The 19,568-nt window shown below is 28.7% G+C and carries 16 protein-coding genes; 8 read left to right on the top strand and 8 right to left on the bottom strand.

Features of this window, described 5'->3' with window-relative positions:
• Nucleotides 1-5: 5 nt before the first annotated feature.
• The 6 genes from uvrB to H9I45_RS03985 all read right to left on the bottom strand — a co-directional run bounded on the left by uvrB (nucleotide 6) and on the right by H9I45_RS03985 (nucleotide 10,123).
• On the bottom strand, nucleotides 6-1,994 hold the full coding sequence (gene uvrB, locus H9I45_RS04010; protein ID WP_088355150.1) for an excinuclease ABC subunit UvrB: 1,989 nt from the start codon (nucleotides 1,992-1,994) through the stop codon (nucleotides 6-8).
• Between the two features lie 30 nt (nucleotides 1,995-2,024).
• Nucleotides 2,025-4,742 (bottom strand): T9SS type B sorting domain-containing protein, encoded by a 2,718-nt coding sequence (locus H9I45_RS04005; RefSeq protein WP_088355149.1) that lies wholly within the window; start codon nucleotides 4,740-4,742, stop codon nucleotides 2,025-2,027.
• Nucleotides 4,743-4,789: 47 nt separating this feature from the next.
• Nucleotides 4,790-7,645, bottom strand: a complete 2,856-nt coding sequence (locus H9I45_RS04000; RefSeq protein ID WP_088355148.1) for a T9SS type B sorting domain-containing protein — start codon at nucleotides 7,643-7,645, stop codon at nucleotides 4,790-4,792.
• A 44-nt stretch (nucleotides 7,646-7,689) separates the two neighbouring features.
• Complete coding sequence (locus tag H9I45_RS03995) at nucleotides 7,690-8,535, bottom strand: ABC transporter permease (RefSeq protein WP_088355147.1); 846 nt, start codon at nucleotides 8,533-8,535, stop codon at nucleotides 7,690-7,692.
• Nucleotides 8,536-8,591: 56 nt separating this feature from the next.
• Entirely contained in the window at nucleotides 8,592-9,491 is a 900-nt protein-coding gene (locus H9I45_RS03990; protein WP_088355146.1) for an ABC transporter ATP-binding protein, read from the bottom strand.
• A 140-nt stretch (nucleotides 9,492-9,631) separates the two neighbouring features.
• Nucleotides 9,632-10,123 (bottom strand): IS1096 element passenger TnpR family protein, encoded by a 492-nt coding sequence (locus H9I45_RS03985; protein WP_088355145.1) that lies wholly within the window; start codon nucleotides 10,121-10,123, stop codon nucleotides 9,632-9,634.
• Nucleotides 10,124-10,194: 71 nt separating this feature from the next.
• Between H9I45_RS03985 and H9I45_RS03980 the strand changes: the two genes are divergently transcribed.
• Nucleotides 10,195-10,614, top strand: coding sequence for a PaaI family thioesterase (locus tag H9I45_RS03980; RefSeq protein WP_088355144.1), 420 nt, complete (start codon nucleotides 10,195-10,197; stop codon nucleotides 10,612-10,614).
• Between the two features lie 31 nt (nucleotides 10,615-10,645).
• Nucleotides 10,646-11,707, top strand: coding sequence for an isochorismate synthase (locus tag H9I45_RS03975; RefSeq protein WP_228455037.1), 1,062 nt, complete (start codon nucleotides 10,646-10,648; stop codon nucleotides 11,705-11,707).
• Between the two features lie 279 nt (nucleotides 11,708-11,986).
• On the opposite strand, the gene H9I45_RS03970 is transcribed toward H9I45_RS03975, so the two are convergent.
• A complete protein-coding gene (locus H9I45_RS03970) occupies nucleotides 11,987-12,349 on the bottom strand; it encodes a PUR family DNA/RNA-binding protein (RefSeq protein ID WP_088355143.1) in 363 nt (120 codons plus the stop codon).
• 78 nt (nucleotides 12,350-12,427) lie between these two features.
• Nucleotides 12,428-14,209 carry an ABC transporter ATP-binding protein gene (locus tag H9I45_RS03965; RefSeq protein ID WP_088355142.1) on the bottom strand — a complete coding sequence of 594 codons (1,782 nt, stop codon included), beginning with the start codon at nucleotides 14,207-14,209 and terminating at the stop codon, nucleotides 12,428-12,430.
• 265 nt (nucleotides 14,210-14,474) lie between these two features.
• Here H9I45_RS03965 and nusB point away from each other — a divergent pair, with 265 nt between their 5' ends.
• The 6 genes from nusB (at nucleotide 14,475) to H9I45_RS03935 (ending at nucleotide 19,560) form a co-directional block, all read left to right on the top strand.
• Nucleotides 14,475-15,413, top strand: a complete 939-nt coding sequence (gene nusB / locus H9I45_RS03960) for a transcription antitermination factor NusB (RefSeq protein WP_088355141.1) — start codon at nucleotides 14,475-14,477, stop codon at nucleotides 15,411-15,413.
• Nucleotides 15,414-15,463: 50 nt separating this feature from the next.
• Nucleotides 15,464-15,925: a DUF1573 domain-containing protein gene (locus tag H9I45_RS03955; protein ID WP_088355140.1), complete on the top strand. Its 462-nt coding sequence runs from the start codon at nucleotides 15,464-15,466 to the stop codon at nucleotides 15,923-15,925.
• 5 nt (nucleotides 15,926-15,930) lie between these two features.
• Entirely contained in the window at nucleotides 15,931-16,251 is a 321-nt protein-coding gene (gene yajC, locus H9I45_RS03950) for a preprotein translocase subunit YajC (RefSeq protein ID WP_088355139.1), read from the top strand.
• A gap of 101 nt (nucleotides 16,252-16,352) precedes the next feature.
• The gene (locus H9I45_RS03945; protein WP_088355138.1) at nucleotides 16,353-17,291 is read left to right on the top strand and encodes a CdaR family protein; all 939 of its coding nucleotides are present in this window, start codon (nucleotides 16,353-16,355) and stop codon (nucleotides 17,289-17,291) included.
• A 1-nt stretch (nucleotide 17,292) separates the two neighbouring features.
• Complete coding sequence (gene coaE, locus H9I45_RS03940; protein ID WP_088355137.1) at nucleotides 17,293-17,889, top strand: dephospho-CoA kinase; 597 nt, start codon at nucleotides 17,293-17,295, stop codon at nucleotides 17,887-17,889.
• Between the two features lie 102 nt (nucleotides 17,890-17,991).
• Nucleotides 17,992-19,560 carry a sensor histidine kinase gene (locus tag H9I45_RS03935; protein ID WP_088355136.1) on the top strand — a complete coding sequence of 523 codons (1,569 nt, stop codon included), beginning with the start codon at nucleotides 17,992-17,994 and terminating at the stop codon, nucleotides 19,558-19,560.
• The last annotated feature ends 8 nt before the right edge of the window (nucleotides 19,561-19,568 follow it).

The following is a 19,568-nucleotide window of genomic DNA, read 5'->3' as shown; positions in this document are numbered from 1 at the left end:
TTTTTTTAAATACTTTCCTTTAAAACAGCAATTTCATCACGTAGTTGGGCAGCAACAATAAAGTCTAAACCTTTTGCAGCAGCTTCCATTTGTTTACGTTTTGAGCGAATTCGCTTTTCAATTTCTTCTTTTGGTAAATATTGTAAATCTTGTTCTGCAGCAACTTGTTTTGCATTGTCGTAATGATAACTAGAAACAGCAGATTTCGTTAATGTATTATCAATTTTTTTGTTAATTTGAGTAGGAGTGATGTTGTTTTTTGTATTATAGGCAATCTGTTTTTCTCTTCTACGATCCGTTTCGTCAATCGTTTTTTGCATACTTGCAGTTACTTTATCGGCATATAAAATTGCCAAACCATTTACATTTCTTGCTGCTCTACCAATGGTTTGAGTTAAAGATTTAGTATTTCTTAAAAAACCTTCTTTATCTGCATCTAAAATAGCAACCAAAGAAACTTCTGGTAAATCTAAACCTTCACGCAATAAATTTACTCCAATTAAAACATCAAATAACCCTTTACGCAAATCTTGCATAATTTCTACGCGTTCTAAAGTGTCTACATCAGAATGTATATATCTACAACGAATATCTACTCTTGTTAAATATTTAGTCAACTCTTCTGCCATTCTTTTGGTTAAAGTTGTTACTAAAGTTCTTTCATCTTTTTCGACTCTGGTTTGAATCTCTTCAATCAAATCATCAATCTGATTTAAACTTGGTCTTACTTCTATAATAGGATCTAATAATCCTGTTGGTCTAATAATTTGTTCTACAAAAACACCTTCTGTCTTTTGTAATTCGTAATCTGCAGGAGTTGCAGAAACAAAAACTGTTTGATTTTGAATGGCTTCAAACTCCTCAAATTTTAAAGGTCTGTTATCCATTGCTGCTGGCAAACGAAAACCATATTCTACCAGATTTTCTTTTCTACTTCTGTCTCCACCATACATTGCATGCGTTTGTGGAACAGTAACGTGACTTTCATCAATAATCAATAAATAATCATTAGGAAAATAATCTAACAAACAAAAAGGTCTTGTTCCTGGCAATCTTCCATCTAAATAACGAGAATAATTTTCAATTCCAGAACAATATCCTAATTCTCGAATCATTTCTAAATCGAATTCAGTTCTTTCTTTAATACGTTTTGCTTCTAAATGTTTGCCTACTTCATTGAAAAAGTCGACTTGTTTCATCATATCATCTTGAATTTGATGAATGGCATTTTGTAAAATATCAGGTGAAGTCACAAATAAATTTGCGGGATAAATGCTTAATTCTTCAAAAGTATTAATGATTGTATTGCTTTCTAAATCGAACAATTCTATTTCTTCGATTTCATCTCCAAAAAAATGAACTCTGTAACCATTATCTCCATAAGAAGGATAAATTGTAACGACATCGCCTTTTACTTTAAAAGTTCCACTTTTTATTTCTACTTCTGTTCGAGAATACAAACTCTGTACTAATTGGTGTAAAAATTTGGTTCTGGAAATTTGTTGACCAACTTGAATAGGAATTACGTTTTTCTTAAACTCTGTTGGATTTCCAATACCATATAAACAAGAAACAGATGCTACAACTAAAACATCTCTTCGCCCTGAAAGTAGGGAAGAAGTGGTGCTTAAACGTAATCTCTCTATATCTTCATTGATAGATAAGTCTTTTTCTATAAACGTTCCAGTTACAGGAATATACGCTTCTGGCTGATAATAATCGTAATAAGAAACGAAATACTCTACTGCATTTTCGGGGAAAAATTGTTTGAACTCAGAATATAATTGTGCAGCCAAAGTTTTATTGTGTGCTAAAACTAAAGTCGGTTTTTTAACCTGTTTTACAACATTCGCAACTGTAAAAGTTTTTCCAGAACCAGTAACACCTAATAAGGTTTGGTACTTTTCTCCAGATAAAATTCCGTTAGAAAGTTCTTTAATTGCTTGTGGTTGATCTCCTGTTGGAGAAAATTCTGATACCAATTTAAAATCCATACTGTAAAAATACGGATACTTTTTTATTTATTATTTTCTAATTAGAGCGAAATTTCCTGTTTTTTTAATAACATTATCATCCATATCAATAATTTCAACAGTAAACCAATAATTATTAGAGATTAACATTTTTCCGTTAAAAGTTCCATCCCAACCTGGAGAGTTAAAATCGTTTATGGATGCTACAATTCTTCCATATCTATTAAAAATTACAATATTTATAGATTTAAAAAAATTGGGATCTAGGCCTCTAATATTCCAATAATCATTTTTTCCATCTCCATTTGGAGTGAAAAATTTTTTAGTTCCTAAAACAGATACTTTTTGTTGGATAGGTGTTTCACAATTATTAATATCTCTTACATAAACGGTTCTTAAACCTGGGGTTACTTTTGTAAAGGTATAGTTATTCGAATTTCCAAAAAATATATTATTATCTAAAGAAAATTCATAAGTACTATTCCCATCTATAAATATTTCTAAAGTATTATTTGTTTCATCTTCTGTATTTACTAATACATCAGAAAAAACAGCACTTTCCGGATTTATAACTTCAAATTCTTTTGTATAGGAACATTCTATACCATTTTCTGTATTGTAAGAGGTTAAAGAATAAATTCCTGTATTAGTAAGGGTAAAGTCTTTTGCTGTACTTATTATAGTTCCTAAACTATTTCTCCATTCGTTTTTTTCCGAACTAACATCTGCAGATAATATAATTGGAGGTTTTAAACTTGGGTTAAAACAAATAGTGTAAGAGTCTATTAAGTTTATAATTGGTTGTGAATTAACAGTAGCATTAAAAGATTGAATTCCTCCACAACCTGAAGCATTGTCTGCTCTAACCCAAATAGTTGTTGTTATACTTTGATAATCATCTGGTAGTTCATCTTTGGTTAATTGAGCATCTTTAGGGTTTGAATAAAATTTTAGAGTTGTATCATTTGATAAATTTAAATTTGTCTTTATCGATTTTCTTTTTTCTGCTAAAGAAAATACTCCCATATTATTACCTGAAATACCATCAGAATCTTCACAAGTGAAAATAGGATCAATATTATTTAATTGAACAAATAAAGTTTCTATGGTAAAGTTAGTTATATTAGAACATCCATTTTTATTAATTACTTTTACAATAATATTCTGTGGATTACTTTCATTTTCGTAACCTTCTGGATTAATTATTGGTTTGTCGCTAATTAAATCGGCGTTATCTTTATAAAAAATAAGTTTATTATCTATATCGGTTATTTCAGTTTTTATATCTGTTAAATCAAACAAACTTATACCATCATTATCTGTATCACATTGTTTTAAGCTTTTACCAGATTGAACTTCTGGTTGAGCAAAAATTTCGATTTCTTTTTTTAATTTTATCAGTGAATTGTTAATTCTTACAGTTGTTTTAACTATGTATTTACCTGGAGAGTTATAAGTGTGGTTTGGATTAATTAGTGTTGATGTATTTCCATCTCCAAAATCCCAATCTGCATCTTGTATATCTGTATATGTATCTACAATAAAGTTAACAGCACTATTTTCGCAACCTTTTTCGTTTAATATTCTTGTTCGAAAATAAGATTGGATAAAATTTGGTAGTCCAAATCTGCTTTTACCTTCCAAAAGATTTACAGAATTTTGTTGGAAATTAATTTCATTCCTATCTTTACCTAATGGATTGTTAATTACATTTAAGAATTCTAGACCTTCAAAAAAACCTTCTCCAGAATTTGTGGCATAGTAAATTTTTCCATTTCTAGCTAATTGTAATGCACCTCTATTTTTATTAAGATTTATTATGAATGAAAAGTTAATAAAATTTGATGAACCTGAATTTTCTAAATCAAATTGATATAATCTAGAATTATCACTATTATCTAATGCCTCTAAATATATAATGTTGGAATCTATAGAAAATGTTGCACCATATGGAAAAGAGTTGTCTCCAGGAGATGTTGCAAGCGACAATCTTTTTGGATTAGAAACAATTCCATTGTTAGAGTTAAAATCGAAAACAAAAGCTCCTGAATCGTTTGCAGCATAGACAACTTTTTCTCCATTAGGAGAGAGTTTTAATTCACCAAGTGAATCGAATATAAATATGTCTCCATTTTCTGAAACTACAGGATCTTTAATTACACCAGAAGAATCTATTAAGAAAGAATAAAAAACATCATAATAGTCTTCGGTTTCAGTTTTTTTTCCATTTGTTAAAACCCAAATATCTTTTCCATTTTTATGATGAACAGCACTTATTTTTCCAACTACATTTTTTTTAATTAAAATATTTGTTTCTATAAGTAAACCTAGATTATTATTTTTTGAAATATCTACAATAGAATAATATAAACCAGCGTTTGCAGAATTTATATCGTTTTCAGGATCTACAGTTTTTATTGTAAAAATGTAGTATATATTGTTAGAATTAGGCTTTGGAATTATAATTGAATTTTGAGCTTCAATATCATTTGCAATTAATGATATTCCTGAAGAACCAAGCATTCTTTGATGCTTTTTATTCCAAACATTAATTCCATTTGTATAAAAAAGTAAATCTCCGTTTTTATCGGAGATTGAAGCAGATCCTTTAGAACTTGATGTTTTACTATCATTTAAAACTGTTAAATTATCATCCTCATTAGAAAATACTACATGAGCATTGTTCCCAAATAACCAATGATTTGTTTCATTTTGAGAAAATATATTTAGTGTAAAAAATAATATAAATAGAATTAAATAATTTTTCATCTAAAAAAATAATTTATAATTTAAACAATGTGGTGTAGTTTTAAAAATCACTTTCTAATTAGAGCAAAATTTCCAGTTTTTTTACGGACTTTTCCATTTTTATCAATTAATGTAGCATTGTACCAATAATCATTCGAAGGCATCATTTTTCCATTTATAGTACCATTCCAACCACTTTCTGTTTTTAAATTTATTACCTTTAATAGCTTACCATATCTATCGAAAATTTGCATATCAACTACTGTGTAGAAAGTATTATCTATTCCTTGTACTTTCCATGTATCAAACTCTCCATCTTCATTTGGAGAAAAATGTCTTTGAAAATATACAAAAGATATTTCTTTAGTAGATACTATTCCACAATCTTTAATATCTCTTATATAAACAGTATTTAAACCTGGTTCTACATTTGTAAATGTATAAGATAGGTTTTCTTCTCCTTTTCTAAAGGCAGTAATGGCATTACTATTTAAAGCATATTCGTAATTTCCTTTTCCGTTAACTTTTATAGTTAATGTGTTTTCTTCTAAAAGATCTTGGTCGTCTACTAAATCCAAAGATTCTATGATTGCAGTGCTAGATTCTTCCACTGTAAATGTATTGTAACCTATTATAGTTATATCGTCTTCTGTACCTGAATCATTTCCATAGAATCTACTTGCTTCTACCTTATAAGTTCCTTCTTTACTAGCATTTAATATTCGATCTGTTTCGCCACTAATTAAACTATTATTTAAGTACCATTTATAAGTGTCAGAAGGATCATTGGAACTTCCATTTAGAGGTTTTGTCTCTAAAACAGGAACATTTTCTGGGAAATTTATGCATAATGGAACTATACTTGTGTTGCCCATTGGTTCTGGAATTTCTAATACAAATAACTTAAAAAGACCAATTCCTTCACAGGTATTATTTTTAGAAATTCTTACATATATATCTGTTTCATTTGTAAAATGATACGTATCGTATGGAGGTTTAATTACATCCGTTTCTTTTTCTGCATCTTCTCTTGTCTGGTAAAAAGAAAATTGATTGTCTGTTCTGTTAAAAGCACCTCCAGAAGCTAAAATAATATCATCTATTTTAGCTTCAAAATTAAAAATAGCATCGTTAGAACCTTCACTGTTTATTTCTGGAGTAGAAGATATATTTATTTCTTGTTCGTAAATGGAATCAAAAGAATTGAAACTACCAGATGTTGGTGTTACTTTTAATTCCATACTACCAAATTGAAAACATCCAGTATTTGTATTTGTAATTTTAACTTTAATAACGTGATTTGTTATATTCGCTACATCTCTATTTATATAACCTACTTTATCGATAATTGGAGTATCATCATCTTCAAAAAACTCGACAATTACATCAGTTGCTCCTCCAGTTAGTTGGGGTTCTTTAGATTCTAAATTAAATGTTGTAAAACCATCAATAGAATTAGAATCATAATCACATTGATCATAGATATCTATAGAATTTACTGTAGGCTTTGGTTCAAATCTTACTTGTGCAACAGCTTCTAACGATCTTTCTCTACCACATTTATTAAAGTATATTGCTTTTAAAGAATAAATTCCATCTGTATCCCTTCCTGGATTACCAACAACAATCTGACTAGTGTTACCAACTGATAAAGGAGCTCCATCTCTATACCATTCGTAAGTTATTGGTTCTGCTGTATCTGCAGTGTCATCAAAATCTAAAATACTACTAATACCTAAATTTTTTGTATCTCCTATACAAACTAAAAATTCACCAATAATTTTTCTACCTGTATCTACATCAGTTAAAGCAACTTTAAAGAAAGACTGAATAAAAGGAGGTAAACCTTCAGAAGAAACTTTTGACCCTAAAGAGATTCCTTCTTGCTCATAAATAACATCGCTTCCTAATTCTTCTGGTTTATTAATAACACCTAGACTTGTTTCTCCACTTGTTGCGTAATAAATTCTTGCATCTGGGCCAAGTTGTAAGGCACCTCTATAACCCAACCAATTATTTATAATATTTCTAGAATTGTTTATATCTGTAATGGATCTTTTAGTTAAATCAAATTGATAAATAAAAGCATCTTGTGGGAATGCACCAGCAGTTTGGTTATGGCTACCTGTAGAAATATATAGCCTATTTCCTGTCTGAGAAAATTCCGCTCCATAACTTACGTCACCAGCATTTAATATGCTTTTATTTGTAATTCTACCATTATCTGCATTAAAATTAAACAATAAGCAATCTGTACCTTGGCTTGTAATAACTAATTTAGTTCCGTCAGGAGAGACTTTTAAACTACCTCTAGTTCCAATATCTGTATTATCGATATTGGTAATTATTGGTGTTCTTTCAACACCACTATTGTTAACTAAATATGAATATAAATTTCTTTTACTTGCAGAAATCACCCAAATTTCATTACTTTTTGAAGATTGAATAGCAGTAACTCTTTCTGTCCAATCACTACTATTTCCATCACTTAAATCTACTGGCCCTGTAATAACACTACCCAAACCTCCATTTTGAGTTATATCGATTGTGTAATAAAAAAAACCAGCATCTCCTTGACCACCAACTACAAAAAGGTAATATAAATCTTTATCAGTTGGATGAGGAACAAATAATGCAGATTGCGCACTTGAAGGATTTCCTCTAAGTCCAGTTCCACCTGGCATGATGTCGTGATTTTTATCCCAAACAGTTATTCCATCTGAGTAAAAAAGTAATTCTCCACTTGAATTTGAAATAGTCGAACACCCTTCAAATGTATTTAATTTACCATTATCAATAGCTTTAGGATCGCAATCCGTAAAATCTAGACCAGCATTAAAACCAAAATACCAAAAGTTAGCTTCTTTTTGTGAAAATGTGTTTAATGCAATAAATATTAAAAATAGTGGAAAAAATTTCTTCATTTGACTATATTTCTATTGTAAACGTCAAATATATCTAAAAAGTACTACAAATCTCTCTTTTTTAACAGTACAAAAGACAAATAAATAAATATAAAAGTCCAAACAGAAACAATTACAATGGTAGAGAAATCTACAGAATAGCTTTTTGTAAAAGTCTCTCCAATTTGGCTCGCAACAGATCTTACTGCTCCTAATCTAGAAAATGGTTCCTTAATTAGGTTAGACATTGCTTCAAATGGAAGAAACTGCATTACACCATCTACTTTTTCGCTAGTGTTTTCTGCGTTTTTGAATGTCCAGAATAGATAGCCTTTAAAAATACTTTCTGCAATAAACCACACAACCATTGCTCCAACAGCAAATGCGGATCTTTTTACTAAAATACCAAAGAATAGTCCCATAGAAAAGAAACCAACTAGCTTAATAAAAAAAGCAACTAAATACTCTAAACCAGAAGTTATAATTGCAAACTCAGTATAATCTGAATAGAAAAAACCTAAGATTAAAGAAACTACAAAAACAAAAAGTGTAGAAATTAATGCAAAAACGATTACAGTATAAAACTTAGAAAGTATAAACTCTTTTTTGCTTAATCCGTCAATTAAATTTTGTTTTAAAGTTTTATAGCTGTACTCATTCGCCATCATAGAAACAATAACTAAGAGAAGAAAAAACTTTAAAATAGCTGCCATATAAGTATTAAAATGCCAGATATATGGAAAATTAAAAATTCCAATTTCTGCTAAATGAAATTTTATAGGACCAATGTCGAATTTAATCGCAGCAATTAATGCGATTGCAGCCAATAAGCCAAAGTATATAAGTGATAGAACCTTACTGGCACTATTGTATTTTAGTTTATGAAATTCTATTGTTAATAATCTTAACATGATATTTTGTATTTTGGATGTCTAAGTTATGGTTGGGCTTGAACCGACTTTTTGGGTTAGTTATTGTTTGTTAAATCTAAGAATTGCTGTTCTAAACTTGGTTTACGTTTCACTAAATGAGATAATGTAATTCCGTTTTCGAATAAGAATGAATTTATTTCTGTTGAAGAAATATTCGTACTTAAAGTAGCAATAATTGTTTCATGTTCTTTTATAACTTTTCCAATTGCAGGATGTTTTTCGAGAACTTCTAATAATTTTGGCTCACCAGAATCCACTTTTAATTCGAATAAACCATTTGAAGCAGTCATTTCATCAACTCTTCCACTGTATAATTTTATTCCTTTTCTTATAACAACTACATGAGAACATACTTTTTCTACTTCGTCCAATAAGTGAGAGGCCAATAAAATAGTGGTTCCAGTACTTGCGATATGCTGAATTATTTGACGAATTTCATGAATTCCTTGTGGATCTAATCCATTTGTTGGTTCGTCTAAAATTAAAATTTCAGGATCATTTAACAATGCAGATGCAATTGCCAAACGTTGTTTCATCCCTAAAGAAAAAGTTTTAAACTTACTATTTCTTCGTTCGTAAAGATTTACAGTTTTTAGTTTCTCGTCAATTTTTTCTGGGGAAACTCCTTTAATCGTACAAATTAAATTCAGGTTTTGACTTGCAGTCATGTATGGATAAAAGTTTGGGCGTTCTATAATTGCACCTACTTTTTTTAAAGCTTCGTGTGTAGAGAGGTTACCATTAAACCAAGAAAACTCTCCAGAAGTTCTGTTTACAACATTTAAGATTATACCTAATGTGGTAGATTTTCCACTTCCATTTGGGCCAAGAATTCCGTAAACATTTCCTTTTTGAATATCAAAAGAAAGATTGTTTACTGCATGTACAGCTCCGTATTTTTTGTCGAGATTTTTGAGTGATAGAATAGTTTCCAAAGAAATTGTGTTTAGTCGATTATAGTTGTAAGACGACTAAATTACAAATTTGTTACTTGAAAAATGTATAATTATGAAAATGTTTAATTGTTGAATCTTAAAAAGTTATAGTTAAATAATTTATATAAGTTAGACAAATATTAGTATTCGTTGAAATCGAAATCGTCGAAAGGATCGAAGTCATCATCCTCATCTTCAAAAGGACTATCTAACTTATCTGCAACAAACTCTTTTTCTGGAGCTTCATCAGGAATTTCTCCGACAGTAAGCACAATTGCAGGTAAGTTTTCTTTAATTTCTGAAGTGATTTCAATAACATCTACGTAAAATGTCCACATTTTTAAGAAATCGTAGACATAAATTAGTTTATCATTTTCCTCTGGTAAAGTTTCTACCAAAGCACAAGTTTTCATAGAAACTTCTTCGCCAGCTTCTGCCATATTAAATAATGGAATTTCTTCTCCTTGATTCCATTCTGAGTCTGTTCTGTAAAAAGAAGCCATTTCTTGTCCATTAAAACCAAAAGATTTGGCAATCGTAAAATGCAAATCCTCTAAATTAAAGGAATCACTAACGAGTATGGTTCTAATAACATCTTCTTTTGTATCTAAAATTACGCGTATCTTGTACATAAAATGAGTAAGCTTTTCAACTGCAAAAATACAATTTTTTATACGTACTTTTACATTATAAAGTAGAGGTTATGGATAATTCTGAAATTTTAAAAGCATTTAACAAGCGTTCTAAAAACACGCTTATGGAAACACTTGATATTGAATATGTTGCTATTGGCGAAGATTTTTTAACTGCGAAAATGCCTGTAAATTCGAGAGTACACCAGCCTTATGGGCAATTGCATGGAGGTGCAACAGCAGCGCTTGCAGAAAGTGTTGGAAGTGCTGCTTCTAATTTTTTTATTGATAATAAATCTCAATTTATAAACGGAATTCAGCTCTCGATAAATCATATAAAAAGCAAACGTGAAGGTGTTGTGTTTGCTACAGCTAAAAATATTCATAAAGGTAGAACTACTCATTTATGGGAAGTTACGATTGTAGATGAAGAAGAAAATTTAATTTCCGTTGCTAAAATGACGAACATCGTTTTAGATATTAGAAAATAAATTCAATAATTAAATTTTAAAAACAAAAATATTGAATCTTATTTTTGATAAAATACACACTTTTTATGCTGCAGAAAAACCTTTTGTAGCTTACAGAAAACCAAATGCTACAGAAATTTCTGGTTTTTTTATGAATGATGATGCCTTGCATTATTCTAAAAATTATAGTGAAAGTGGTTTTGTATTTGCGCCTTTTAATTCTGAAGAAAAAGCCATTTTATTTCCAGATGAAAAAGCAGAATTTTTCCAAGAAAAAATCGATTTTAAATTTAATAATTCTCTAAATGAAATTTTTATTTCTGATAATTCTTCCAAAGAGAATCATATTAAAATTATTGAAAAAGCAATTGATTCCATAAAAATGGGAGCCATGCAAAAAGTAGTTATTTCAAGAGAGGAATTAGTTTTTTTAGAAAATTTCGATTTGGTTGCAGTTTACAAAAAGCTTTTATCAACTTATAAAAATGCGTTTGTATATGTTTGGTATCACCCAAAAGTAGGTTTGTGGTTGGGTGCAACTCCAGAAACATTATTAGAAGTTGAAGAGGAGGTTTTTAAAACCATGTCTTTGGCAGGAACGCAAGTCGCAAACTCGAATGAAAATATTGTTTGGAAATCGAAAGAATTGGAAGAGCAACAATTGGTAACCGATTTTATTGAACACCAATTAGAAAATATTGCAAATTCATTACAAATAAACAAAACAGAAACTATAAAAGCAGGTACATTACTACATTTAAGAACAAAGGTTTCTGGAAATTTGAATAAAAATTCATCATTAAAAGAACTGATTTCTGCATTACATCCAACACCTGCAGTTTGTGGTTTACCAAGAAATACAGCAAAAGAATTTATTTTAGAAAACGAAAATTATAAACGAAGTTTTTATACAGGTTTTTTAGGAGAAATAAATTTTAATCCTTCCCAAAAAGATAAAAAAGAAACCCATTTATTTGTGAACTTACGTTGTATGAAAATTGATAAGAATACTGCTTCTATTTATATTGGTGGTGGAATTACAAAAGATAGTATCGCTAATAAAGAGTGGGAGGAGACTTTTTCTAAGTCGAAGACGATGAAACGTGTTTTGTAATTTTTTTCTGATACAGATTTTATAGGTTTTTCTCGTAAAATATTTCTCGCAAATGCGCAAAGTCACAAAATTTTTCTACAAAAATTGAGTATGTTGTTTCAAAAAAAAATCTTTGATAATACATGAATTCGTAGCATTTTTCAACAAAAAAAACCGCAAAAATAAATTTGCGGTTCTCTTAGTAAGTAAATTGAATTTGAATTGAAATCGGTTCGATTAACTTATTCAAGAATAATTATTCCATAAATAGGCTAATAATCAAACAGTCTAAGACTGCGTTTATATGTCGTCGAAAGAAACATCTGTAAAGCTTTCTGGAGCTTTTACTTCGTCTTCTTTTGGTTCTTCTTTTTTGAAATCTTTTTGGTGACGTTCGCTAATTACTTCGTCTCCTTTTTCAGTAACGATATAATCTGTTGCTTTCTTTAGCATTTCGTGAAAATCAGAAAAATCTTCTTTATATAAATAAATTTTGTGTTTCTGGTAATGGAAAGTTCCATCATCGTGCGTAAATTTTTTACTTTCTGTAACAGTTAAGTAGTAATCGTCTGCTTTTGTGGCTCTAACATCAAAAAAATACGTTCTTCTTCCTGCTCTTAATACCTGTGAAAAAATTTCTTCCTGTTCAACTCTCTCTGCCATAATCTTAAAAAATAATATTTATAATTTTTATTTTACTCAACAAATCTAACAAAATATTTAATGTAGCAATGTTAAAGATTAATTTTCTTTTTCTAAAAGTTGTTGTTCGTACAAATCTTTGTAATAACCTTCTTGCGTTATTAATTGATTGTGAGTTCCTTGTTGTGTGATTTTTCCATTATCTAACACCAAAATTTTATCCGCATTTTTTGCAGACGAAACACGATGACTAATAATAAAAGTAGTTTTATTTTGGGAAACTTTCTTTAAATTCTCTAAAATTCTTTCTTCGGTTTCTGTGTCAACTGCAGATAAACAATCATCGAAAATTAATATTTTCGGGTTCTTAATAATCGCTCTAGCAATGGAAACACGCTGTTTTTGTCCGCCAGACAAAGTTACACCTCTTTCGCCTAAAATGGTTTTGTAACCACGTGGAAAATCGATAATATTTTCATAAACAACAGCATCTTTCGAAGCCTGAATTATTTCTGCCTCAGTCGCATCTTCTTTTCCGAATTTAATATTGTTTTCGATTGTTTCAGAAAATAAGAAAGGATCTTGTGGCACAAAACCAATCTGATTTCTAACATCATTTAAATTGGCATTTAAAATATTTTGTCCGTCCAAAAGAATTTCTCCTTTTTTGGTGTCGTATAAACGCGCAATTAATTCAATAATTGTAGATTTTCCAGAACCAGTTTTTCCTAAAATAGCGACAGTTTCTCCCTTTTTTATAGTAAAGTTGATGTTTTTTAAAGCAGTAATATTCGTATCATCATAAGTAAAAGTTACATTTTTAAATGTAACTTCTCCTTGTAATTCAGTTGGTAAAGTATTATTATTCTTAATTTCTGGAACTTCTTCTAAAAACTCATTTATTCGAGCTTGCGAAGCTTCAGCTTGTTGTATCATTGAAGTTACCCAACCTACAACAGCAACTGGCCATGTAAGAATATTTACATATAATAGAAATTCGATAATGGTTCCAATTTGAATTTCGTCATTTATATATTGTTTTCCACCAATGTAAATTACGATTAGGTTACTTAACCCAATTAATAGAATCATTAATGGAAAAAAAAGTGCATTTGCTTTATGTAAATGAATATTTTTTTCTTTGCTTTCATCTGCAATTGTATCAAAATCTGCGATAATTTGACGCTCAATTCCGTAAGATTTTACTACACCAATTCCTGAGAAAAACTCTTGATTAAAAGTGGTTAATTTAGATAAGTATTGCTGAACAATCGTACTTCTTTTATGAATTACTTTACTTAAAATAAATATTGAAACCGATAAAAGAGGAAAAGGAATTAAGGTATACATCGTTAATTTTACATCAATACTAATCATTTGTGTAAAACCGACTGCGATTAACACAATCATGTTCATACTGTACATTACAGCAGGTCCAACATACATTCTAACTTTGGAAACGTCTTCGGAAATTCGGTTCATTAAATCTCCAGTTCTATTTTTTTTATAAAAATTAAGTGATAATTTTTGATATTGTTGATAGATTTCATTCTTTAAATCGAATTCTACCAAACGTGAAGTAACAATAATAGTTTGTCGCATTAAAAAAGTGAAAAATCCTGCTAAAATGGCAACCCCAACAATTATTAAAACATTTATTAATAATTGATGCTCAACTTCTTTCAATAAAACTGCCAATTCTTCTGCTGGCAAATTATTGCTTTTCGCAATTTGATAATCTTCAACAATATTTAAAGAATCTCCCACAATTTGGGGTACTTTTAAAGCTAAAACTTTAGAAAGTATGGTAATTAATATTCCTATTAATAATCGCCATTTATATTTAATAAAATATTTATTAATGTATTTTAAAGCCTTCAATATAGATGTTTGTTTTTAAAAATATAAGCAGTAATAACGTTTTAATGCTAATTATTTATGTTGAAATAAAAAGAAAAAACACATTATTTTAAAGCACGAAGATAGTATTTTATCAATAAAGAATTATGTTAAATCAATGTTGAATTTCAATATTAAATTTACGTAAAAGATTTTAAAATGTGTGTCGTTTAAAAGTAAAATAGTACTATTTTTGCAGTGTGTTAGAAAAAAACCGATCAATTTATATATTAAGTTCTTTAAGAAAATGATTAACAGAAGACATATTCGAGTAAAAGTAATGCAGTCTGTATATGCAATGCTTCAATCTAAAAATGATGATGTTTTAAAAGAAGAAAAATTCTTGAAACATAGCATTTTAAAAATGTTCGATTTGTACGTTTTAAACCTTCGTTTGTTGGTGGAAGTACAAAAATTGGCCGCAAAAAAAATAGCACTTTCTAAAAAGAAAATCTTAGCAACTTCTGCAGATTTAAAACCAAATACTAAACTTTTAGAGAATCGTTTAATCAATAAAATTGCTGAAAGCATTAGTATTGAGGGTTATTTGGAAGTAAATAAAATAGATAATTGGGAATTAGATTCCGAATATGTAAAAATTATTTATGAAGAATTACTAAAAAGCGATCTATACAAAAAATATTTAGAAACTGAGGAAGATTCTTATAAAGTAGACAAGTCTTTTGTAATTGATTTTTTCAAAGAAATTATTGCACCAAACGAAAAGTTAGCCGATTATTTCGAGGATACAATGATTTCTTGGGTAGATGATATTCCTTTTGTAAATACATGGGTTGTAAAATCTTTAAGTAAACAAAAAGAGAATGCTACTTTTCAGCTAGGTTCTTTATATAAAGACAAAGATGATGAGGATTTCGTATCGAATTTATTCCGTAAAACGGTTTTAAAACAACAAGAATACGAGCAAATTATTGAAGAAAAAACACCAAACTGGGAGTCTGATAGAATCGCAGAAATAGACATGATTCTAATAAAAATGGCAATTACTGAGTTTATTAACTTTCCATCTATACCAACAAGAGTAACAATTAACGAATATATCGAAGTTTCTAAAGATTATTCCACAACTAAAAGTAGTTACTTTATAAATGGTGTCTTAGATAAAATTTCTAGAGAATTTATTGAAACTAAAAAAATTGTTAAAATAGGAAGAGGATTACTTTAAGCCTTGTTAACAATAATAAATTTGTTATTTTTACAAAAAATATAATCAAAATGAAAAAAATAAAATTTTTATTCGCGTTTATAGTTGCTTCTACAATATTGGTTTCTTGTGGAAATGAGAATGCAACTTCAAAAATTAATAAGAACAATGTCGAAAAGGCTAAATATAGAGACGCAGAGATTAAAAAAGGTACTGCATCTATTTCTTTTGAAGAAAAAGTATACAATTTTGGTACTGTAAACGAAGGAGATATTGTAGAAAAAGTATTTACACTTACAAACTCTGGTAAAACAGATTTAGTAATTACTAATGCTCAATCTACTTGTGGTTGTACAGTTCCAGTTTGGCCAAAAGCGCCTATTAAACCAGGAGAAACTGGAGAGATTCAAGTGAAATTTAATACATCTGGAAAACCAAATAGACAACAAAAAGACATTACTTTAACTACCAATACAGAGTCTGGTAGAGAAGTTCTTACAATAAAAGGTTCTGTAATTCCAAAAGGAAAATAATTAAGATGTTTCAAACAATAATTTTACAAGCAGAATCAGGAGGTTTAATGAGTATGTTACCTTTTGCTGCGATGATTTTAGTCTTATACTTTTTTATGATAAGACCACAAATGAATCGACAAAAAAAAGAAAAAGCTTTTCAGGCAGAAATTAAAACTGGTTCTAAAGTAATTACTTCTAGTGGAATTCATGGAAAAATTACGGAAGTAAATAATACAGATAATACAGTTACAATAGAAACTGGTGCAGGAAAAATGAAATTCGAACGTTCTGCAATTTCTATGGAATTAAGTAAAAAATATTTAGCTCCAGCAGTAAAGAAATAATTTATAAATTATATATAACAAAAAGTGAGTAGGGTCTTTTAGACAATACTCACTTTTTTTTTTGATAGCTTTTATGTAGATTGCAATTAAAACAATAAGACTTGAAATCGAAAAGTAAAATTCCTAAAACATTTGTTGGCTTTTTATTAACCTCTGTACTTATTTGGTTTCTAATTACACTTTCGAAAGAGTATGTAACTACATTAAACTTTCCTATAGAATATAGTGGAATTGCTCAAAATAAATTATTACAATCTTCACCTGTAAAAGAAATAGATGTTACTATTAAAGCAAGTGGTTTTAAAATTTTGAAAACCGGTTTCAGTGGAAAATCAATTAAAATTAGAGCAAATAATTTAAAGAAAAAGAAAAGAGATATCTATTATATTTTAACTAAAAATCAATTGAGTAGTATTCAAAAACAAATGCCATCTGGTATTGTTGTACAGGAAATTATTCAAGATTCTTTATTATTAGATTTAGGTACATTAATAAGTAAGAAAATTCCACTAAAAGCGAATTTAAAAATTAAGTATCATGTTGGTTACGATTTAGCAAGTAAAACCAAAATTACTCCAGATAGTATTATTGTTTCAGGCCCTAAAAAAGAAATAGATAGTTTATTTGAATTAGAATTATCTCCAATTGAAATAGAAGATGCAAAAGCCGATTTTAAAAAGGAAGTAGCAATTTTAAAACCAACTAATAATAAGAATTTAAAGTTCGATAAAACAAAGGTTTTTGTTGAAGGAAAAGTGGAGCAATTTACAGAAGGTACTATCGAAATTCCTTATAGAATTACAAACCTACCATCTGATATAAAAATAACTACTTTGCCTAAAAAAGTAGAAGTTACCTTCGTTGCTTCTCTAACCAATTTTAATAAAATTAATACAACTTCTTTCCAAATAGAATGCGATTTTAATGAAGTAAAAGAGAATGGTTTAAACTATTTAATTCCGAAAGCAGTAAGTACCACAGAATTTGTGAGAAGCTTTAAAATAGCTCCAAAAAAGATAGATTTTTTAATTCAAAAATAACATGATTGTTGGTTTAACAGGAGGCATTGGAAGTGGTAAAACTACTGTAGCAAAAATTTTTGCAAACAAAGAGCATGTTGCTATTTACATTGCAGATTTAGAAGCAAAGAAACTAATGAGTTCTTCTGATAAAATAAAAACGAAACTTATTGCTGAGTTTGGTTCACAAGCTTACAAAAACAATCAATTAAACAGGCCTTTCATTGCAGATATCGTTTTTAAGAATAAGAGTAAATTGGCTACATTAAATAGTATAGTACATCCAGAAGTTCGAAATCATTTTCAGAGTTTTATAAAAGAGCATAAAGATAAAACTTATATTATTTATGAAAATGCAATTTTATTTGAGAGCAAAGCAGATAAAGTATGCGATTTTATAATTTCAGTATTTGTTCCAATAAATATTAGAATAGAGAGAGTTATGCAAAGAGATGCTTCTTCAAAATCTCAAATTTTAGAACGTATAAACAATCAATGGAAAGAGGATAAAAAACTACTTCAATCTAACTACATTATTAAGAATTTGTTACTTGATATTACTGAAAATCAAGTAAATAATATTCATAAAATTTTAACAGAAAAAAGTAAACTGATTTAATATTCGTCAGTAATACTGTTAAAAAACACTTAAAATTTTATCAAACTAGTTAATTAAAGTTAAAAACTGCAATTTCAATTTTTGAAAGTGTTAAATTTGATAATGCGTAAAAAAATGTTTATCGTTATTGTGGTACTTATGAGTATTTCCTTGATAGGAATTATTACAGTACAATTGTATTGGATAAACAATGCATTAGAGAGTAGAAAAGGCCAATTTAAGAACGATGTACAGCGTTCTTTAGGAAGTGCTACAGAAAGAATTAACGATCGAGAAACAAGTCTTTTTAGAAAGAAAATACAAAATTTTGTTAGCGAAAAAGGTACTGCAGACAATGCAAAACTACAGAGCCTATTAATTCAAGAAATAGATACTACTACCAAACAAAAATTTACTTATGGAAGTACAATTTTAGAAGAAAATTTTAAGCTTCCAACAGATTTTTTAAACAACGATTCTATTATTTTTAAAAGATTTAAAGGAAAAAAAGATTTTTTTGAGACTAAAATAATATCTGGTGTAGACGATTTTTTTTCAACAAAAGATGAAATTAGTTTTACTTACACAAAGAAATTTCCGGAATTAGAAGATTTGCAAATCGATAAACTATACAAAGATTACAATGCAAGAAAACCAATTCATCAAAGAATAAGTAACAAAGAATTAAATAATGCTATTAAAGAAGAATTAGCGAAAAGAAATATCAATTTAGATTTTAAATATGGTGTGTATACAAAAGATGGTTTAGCTACTAAATTAAAATCTGGTTATTACACAATTAATAGAAAAGACAGTTATCAATATCCACTATTTAATGACATAAATGGAGATGTTGAGTATGATTTGTATGTAACATTTCCAAATAAAAACAAGCATATTCTGTCAGGAATTTCAGGAATATTACTACTTTCTTTGTTCTTTATATTTATTATCATTATTGCTTTTTCAAGTTCTTTATATCAACTAATTCGACAGAAAAAGATATCAGAAATTAAAACTGACTTTATAAATAATATGACACATGAGTTTAAAACCCCAATTGCAACTATAAATTTGGCATTAGATTCTATTAAGAACCCAAAAATTTTAGGCGATAATGATAAGGTTTTACGTTATGTACAAATGATTAGAGACGAGAATAAAAGAATGCATTCGCAAGTAGAAAATGTATTACGTATTTCTCGATTAGAAAAGAATCAGATAGATTTAAGTAAGGAAACCATAGACTTTCACGACACAATCGAAGATGCAATTACGCATGTAAGTTTGTTAGTAGATGATAGAAAAGGTCGCATAAAAACATATTTTAAGGCAGTAGTATCCGAATTACCAGGAAACCAGTTTCATTTAACAAATGTGGTTGTTAATATGTTAGAAAATGCAATAAAATATTCAGATGGGGTTCCTCAAATAGACGTTTACACAGAAAGCACAAACAAGTTTTTTATCTTTAAAATACAAGATAAAGGAATAGGAATGAGTAAAACAGTCCAAAAACAAGTTTTTAACAAATTCTATAGAGAACAAAAAGGAAATGTTCACGATGTAAAAGGGCATGGTTTAGGTTTGGCATACGTAAAGGAAATCGTAGAAAAACACCATGGAACAGTTTTTGTAGAAAGTGAGAAAGGGCAAGGAAGTATATTCACAGTAAAATTACCTTTAATTTAATAAATAAA

This window comes from Polaribacter haliotis, from assembly GCF_014784055.1.
GTDB lineage: Bacteria > Bacteroidota > Bacteroidia > Flavobacteriales > Flavobacteriaceae > Polaribacter > Polaribacter haliotis.
The sequence above is the reverse complement of the archived record's forward strand: the minus strand, read 5'-3'. Positions and strand labels throughout refer to the sequence as shown.